A 6,295-nucleotide genomic window follows, 5' to 3' on the forward strand; every position below is an offset into this window, starting at 1 on the left:
AGTCTTAGTCACAGGGTATTCGAAAATACCAGGAGGGATCTCTGCATCAGATGTGTACTCAGTGATAGGCGTGAGTATGGAGGTAGATGTAGATACTGGAGAGATTATTAAAGCAGACTGTTCTTTAGTGACGCAATTAGCTAGGGAATTTGTAAAAAGGATACTAGAAGGTGAGAAGCTGACAGACATCAGCGGTCTCGAGCATAAATTCAGAAACGATTATCATGGTTCCACTAGGAAAGCATTAATAACTGCTACGAAAATATGTTGTGATAGGTATCTCAAAGCTTTAGAAAACAGGAAGGCCCTGGAAAATAGTAAGTGACGGTTTTGCCGCTGGAATAAAGCGACCCTTTATTCTTCTACCCGGTAAAATAAAAGTTGATTTACTTTCTTTAAGAGAAGTATGTTAAGCGTGAAGTATGTTTAAATGCACGCTATAAGGTATGGACCAAAGAGAGAGTAGATCAGCTTTTTTATTTTATAGAAACATACTAAAATTTTCTTGAGAAAATAGGATCCGGACCCTAACATTATCTTAAGAATCTTTCGGGCCAGCCCTGCTGACCTTGCGTGTACAACTTTTAGGAATACTAGAGGCGATACGAGTTATTATTTTCACCAAAACAAAAGAGGGAGGAATTATGAAATTTGATTTAATTAGTTTTATGATGGACCAGTTTGTATTGATGTTCGTTGCAGTTGTTACAGGAATGATACTTGGTAAAATACTGAAGATAGGAACTTCTGGGACACTGTTTACTGGACTTGGAATGGGATGGGCTGTCAAAAAAATGGCAGGAGACATCGTTGCAGCGGGAGATGCGGCAACACATGTAAAGGCAGCAAAAAAACTTTTATCAATATCTGTTGTTGATAAAATGTTCTTTCTGCTTTTCTTGATACTATTCGTTGCTGCAGTAGGACTTCTTGCAGCAGACAAGATCGGTATTATTATAAAGAAATACGGTGCCAAGTTTATAATTCTTGGATTTGTAATTACTTTCTTAGGAGCAGCTACTACATACTTCCTTACAAAGTTAAGTAAAGAGGCGAATCCTTATGAAGTTTCAGGAGTTTATACGGGAGCGCTTACAAGTTCACCAGGACTTGCAGCAGCTATCGAGACTGCCAGAGATCATGCTAGAGGATGGGCAGAGACATATGATGGTCAGACAGATCATAACAAACAAAGAATCTTACACATACTAGGTGATGAGACACTTACACTTGAGAATACAGCTTCACTTACACCTGCACAAGTAGATAAGTTCTTAGTAAGAGCCGAGGCAGGAGTAGGAGTAGGACACGCGATAGGATATCCTTTCGGAGTAATAATAGTTATATTGGCAATGAGATTTTTCCCAATTTTATTTAGACTAGATGTAGACGCAGAATACAAAAAATTCAATGAAGAGATGGCATCTGCAGAAGCAGTTGGCGGAGTAAAAGAGATAGAAACTGTATCTTTTGACCTTACAGCATTTATACTTTCATGTGCAGTAGGTTATTTCATAGGTAAGATAAAAGTATTCTTAGGACCTCTTGGATATTTCAGTCTAGGTTCTACAGGTGGAGTACTTATAGCAGCACTGGTATTTGGTTATATCGGTAAGATCGGAATGTTCCACTTTAGAATGGACAAGAAAATCCTTGCAGCAATAAGAGAAGTAGGACTTGCACTTTTCCTAGCTATCGTAGGATTGAGATATGGATTTGCAGTTATTGATTCACTTACTGGATCTGGACTTTTCCTTGCATTCGTATCACTGATGGTTGGAACTGTAGCTATGACTGTAGGATTCATACTAGGTAAATATGTACTAGGAATCAACTGGATCATGCTTTCAGGAGCTATCTGTGGAGGTATGACTTCTACTCCAGGACTAGGAGTTGCAATCGATGCAGTAGGTAATGATGACCCAGCAGCAGGATACGGAGCTACATATCCGTTTGCACTTTTCGGAATGGTTCTGTTTACAATAATATTACATAAACTACCTATGTAAACTTCAATCTTTTAAACACGGCGGACACAAATCACAGTATATTGACATTAATATAACTGGGTTTGTGCTCCGCTTAAAAATTTGTTTGTAAATTAAAAAGGAATTTTAGTTTTAAAATATATAGAATGTAATGGATTTCAAACACAAGCAAAACTATATTATAAGACGGGGTGGATAAAGTATATGCTAAATGAACGTATTCGTTGTGAAGAACTCAAGAAAAAAGTAATGACAGCAGAGGAAGCAGCAAAACTAATCAAGCCAGGAATGACACTGGTTACAAGCGGATTTACACCAGCAGGATATCCAAAGGCAGTACCTCTTGCATTAGCAAAGATGGCAGAAGCCTCAGAAGAAAAATATAACCTTACTCTAATTACAGGGGCGTCAGTAGGGGATGAATTAGACGGAGCACTTACAAGAGCAGGAGCTATCGCAAGAAGATTCCCATATCAAACAAACGGCGACATGAGAAAAGCATTAAACAGCGGAAAAGTAGCATACCAAGATATGCATCTTAGCCATGTACCAAGATACATAGACTACGGATTCTTTGGAAACATAGATGTAGCTGTAATTGAAGCACTGGCAATAACAGAAGACGGAGGAATAATACCTACAACATCTGTAGGAGTATCTCCACAGGGAATTGCAAATGCAGATATAGTAATCGTTGAAATCAACTCGACTCAACCTATGGCACTTGAAGGTTGTCACGACATATATAGCGTTAAAAAGCCACCATTCAGTGAGCCTATTCCACTGAGAGATCCAGGAGACAGAATAGGTACTACTTATATTCCTTGCGATCCTGCTAAAATAGTAGCAATCGTAGAGTGCGACATTCCTGATAATGTAAGACCTTTAGGGGAAATAGATGAAGATTCTAAAAAAATATCTGCAAACATCATCGAATTCTTCAAAAAAGAGGTTGCAGCTGGAAGACTTCCAGAAAATCTTCTGCCTCTTCAATCAGGTGTAGGATCTGTTGCCAACGCAGTATTAGGTGGACTAGTAGATTCTGACTTTGAAAATCTTACTTGTTTTACTGAGGTTATTCAGGATTCCATGTTTGACCTTATCGATGCAGGAAAAGTAAGAGTTGCATCTGGTACATCATTTACTCCGTCTCTTACAGGACTTGTAAAATTAAAAGAAAACATGAAACATTATGCAAAATACTGTATACTAAGACCTATGGAGATTTCAAACAACCCGATTCTTACAAGACAACTAGGTGTAATAGCTATGAATACAGCCATAGAAGTAGATATGTACGGACACGTAAACTCTACTATGATTATGGGTAACAGAATGATGAACGGATTAGGTGGATCTGGTGACTTCACTAGAAATGCTTACATCTCAATATATACTACAGTTTCCACAGCTAAAGGTGGAGATATCTCTTCTATCGTACCTATGGTGTCTCATGTAGACCATACTGAGCACGACGTACAGGTAATCGTTACTGAGCAGGGTACAGCAGATTTAAGAGGTCTTACAGCTAGAGAGAGAGCCAGAGCTATAATCAATAACTGTGCTCACCCTGACTACAGACCTGCATTACTAGACTATCTTGAAAGAGCAGAGAAAGAGGCCGGAGGTCATGAACCACACCTTATCGGAGAAGCACTTTCTTGGCACGACAGATTTGTTAAAACCGGCAGCATGAAAATTAAATAGATAGATTTCAAACAAACTAATTATTTTATTCAAGGAGGAACTTTATATGTTCAAAGCGGAAAAACTCGCTGAAGTAAAAGAAGGATTTGCAAAGTATGATGAAAAAGTAAAAAAAGGTCTTGAGAAAAGACCTGAAATGAGAAAAACTTTCGTAACAGGATCAGGAGAAGCTGTAGAGAGACTTTACACACCTGCTGATGTTGAAAACGTAGACTACATGTCAGAATTAGGATTCCCTGGACAGTACCCGTTTACTAGAGGAGTACAAGAAACAATGTACAGAGGTAGATTCTGGACAATGAGAATGTATGCTGGATTCTCAACTGCAGAAGAATCTAACAAAAGATATAAATACCTAATCGAGCAAGGATCTATGGGACTTTCAGTTGCATTTGACCTTCCTACACAAATAGGTTATGACTCAGATCACGAATTATCTGAAGGAGAAGTTGGAAAAGTTGGAGTTGCTATCGACTCACTAGCTGATATGGAGATCCTTTTCGGAGGAATCGATCTTGGTAAAGTAAGTACTTCAATGACAATCAACGGACCTGCATCTGTACTACTTGCTATGTACATAGTAGTAGCTGAGAAGCAAGGAGTTTCTGCTGAAAAACTTAGAGGAACTATCCAAAATGATATCCTTAAAGAATACATTGCGAGAGGAACTTATATATTCCCTCCTACTCCATCAATGAGACTTATAACTAATATTTTCGAATATTGTTCAAAAGAAGTACCTCAGTGGAATACAATCTCAATATCTGGATACCATATCAGAGAAGCTGGATCTACTGCTGCTCAAGAAGTAGGATTTACTCTTGCTGACGGTATTGCATATGTTGATGCAGCTGTAAAAGCCGGACTTGACGTAGATACATTTGCACCAAGACTTTCATTCTTCTTCAACGCTCATAATGACCTTCTTGAAGAAGTAGCAAAATACAGAGCTGCAAGAAGACTTTGGGCAAAAATCATGAAAGAGAGATTCGGAGCTAAGAGTGCAAAATCAATGGCTCTTAAATTCCATACTCAAACTGGAGGATCTACTCTTACTGCACAACAGCCTGAAAACAACATCGTAAGAGTTGCAATCCAAACTCTTGCTGCTGTAATGGGTGGAACTCAATCACTACATACAAACTCTAAAGATGAGGCTCTAGCTCTTCCTACTGAAGCATCAGTAATGGTAGCACTTAGAACTCAGCAGATAGTAGCAGAAGAAAGTGGAGTTACTAATACAGTTGATCCACTAGCAGGATCTTACTATATAGAAGCAAAAACAAAAGATATCGAAGATAAAGCTATGGAGTTCATCAAGAAAATTGACGAACTTGGTGGAGCACCAGCTGCTATAGAAAAAGGTTATATCCAAGAAGAAATCATGGATGCTGCTTATGACTACCAGATGGATATCGAAAGAGGCGACAGAGTTATCGTTGGTATGAACAAGTACATAATAAAAGAAGATGCACCAAAAGATCTATTGAAAGTAGATCCAGCTGTAGGACAAATGCAGACTGATAAAATAAACGCACTTAAAGCTAAGAGAGACAATGCTGCTGTAGCTGAAAAATTAGCTGCTTTAAAAGCTGCATGTTCAACTGACGCAAACTTAATGCCATATATCGTTGATGCTGTAAGAGCATACGGAACTCTTGGAGAAATCTGTGGTGTTATGAGAGAAGTGTTTGGAGAATACAAGCAAAGCATTAAGTTATAATAATTTAATAATCGATTTTAGGAGGATTTTAAAAATGGATAAACCTATTAGAGTTTTAGTAGCTAAACCAGGTCTTGATGGACATGATAGAGGAGCAAAAGTTGTAGCAAGAGCACTAAGAGACGCAGGAATGGAAGTTATCTACACTGGACTTCGTCAAACACCTGAAGAGATAGTAAATGCTGCAATTCAAGAAGACGTAGATGTAGTTGCTTGCAGCATCCTTTCAGGAGCTCACAGCACATTACTTCCAAAGATAGCAAAACTTCTTAAAGCTGAAGGAGCAGACGATATATTATTCGTAGGTGGAGGAGTAATCCCTGCAGACGATATCCCTTTCCTAAAAGAAAACGGATGTGCAGAAATATTCACTCCAGGTACTCCTACAACAGTAACAATTGATTACATCAAAGCTAACGTAAAAAAATAGTTTCTTAGGAGATATGCTATGGAAGATTTTAAGCAAGGACTTTTAGAAGGTAAAAAAAGGGCTGCTGCTAGATTGATATCCATGGGTGAAAACGGACAACAAGAGGCTTTAAAAGTGATAAAAGAGCTTTATCACAAAACTGGTAACGCCTATGTTATAGGCGTTACTGGCCCTCCTGGGGCAGGGAAGAGTACTTTGACAGACAAACTTGTAAAAGTATGCAGAGCCGCAGGGCACAAGGTAGGGGTTATAGCTGTAGATCCTACTAGTCCATTCACGGGTGGAGCTATACTAGGAGATAGAATAAGAATGAGCGATCTTAATACAGACCCAGGTGTTTTTATTAGATCAATGGGTGCTAGAGGAAATCTGGGAGGAATCTCAGAAGCTACAGGAATAGCTGTTGATGTTTTGGATATATATGGATGTGAGTATATATTTGTTGAA

Annotated in this window: 6 protein-coding genes; all 6 read left to right on the forward strand. The window is 38.6% G+C overall.

Annotated features, from left to right (window positions below):
- Positions 1–325, forward strand: a 325-nt coding sequence (locus ABZA26_RS05230; RefSeq protein WP_372713464.1) for a DUF3870 domain-containing protein, incomplete at its 5' end; no start/stop codon positions are given.
- 319 nt (positions 326–644) lie between these two features.
- Entirely contained in the window at positions 645–2,009 is a 1,365-nt protein-coding gene (locus ABZA26_RS05235) for a hypothetical protein (protein WP_372713465.1), read from the forward strand.
- Between the two features lie 183 nt (positions 2,010–2,192).
- Positions 2,193–3,695, forward strand: coding sequence for an acetyl-CoA hydrolase/transferase family protein (locus ABZA26_RS05240; protein WP_372713466.1), 1,503 nt, complete (start codon positions 2,193–2,195; stop codon positions 3,693–3,695).
- Between the two features lie 46 nt (positions 3,696–3,741).
- A complete protein-coding gene (locus ABZA26_RS05245; RefSeq protein WP_372713467.1) occupies positions 3,742–5,418 on the forward strand; it encodes a methylmalonyl-CoA mutase in 1,677 nt (558 codons plus the stop codon).
- A gap of 34 nt (positions 5,419–5,452) precedes the next feature.
- Positions 5,453–5,848 carry a cobalamin B12-binding domain-containing protein gene (locus ABZA26_RS05250; RefSeq protein WP_372713468.1) on the forward strand — a complete coding sequence of 132 codons (396 nt, stop codon included), beginning with the start codon at positions 5,453–5,455 and terminating at the stop codon, positions 5,846–5,848.
- 18 nt (positions 5,849–5,866) lie between these two features.
- On the forward strand, positions 5,867–6,295 hold a 429-nt coding region (locus ABZA26_RS05255), incomplete at its 3' end, for a nucleoside-triphosphatase (RefSeq protein ID WP_372713469.1).

The sequence above is a fragment of the Ilyobacter sp. genome, from assembly GCF_041583315.1.
In the GTDB taxonomy this organism is placed as follows: Bacteria; Fusobacteriota; Fusobacteriia; order Fusobacteriales; family Fusobacteriaceae; genus Ilyobacter.

Coding starts and splice junctions, on each gene's coding strand:
- ABZA26_RS05235 (WP_372713465.1), top strand. CDS start 645: ATGAAATTTGATTTAATTAGTTTTATGATGGACCAGTTTGTATTGATG.
- ABZA26_RS05240 (WP_372713466.1), top strand. CDS start 2,193: ATGCTAAATGAACGTATTCGTTGTGAAGAACTCAAGAAAAAAGTAATG.
- ABZA26_RS05245 (WP_372713467.1), top strand. CDS start 3,742: ATGTTCAAAGCGGAAAAACTCGCTGAAGTAAAAGAAGGATTTGCAAAG.
- ABZA26_RS05250 (WP_372713468.1), top strand. CDS start 5,453: ATGGATAAACCTATTAGAGTTTTAGTAGCTAAACCAGGTCTTGATGGA.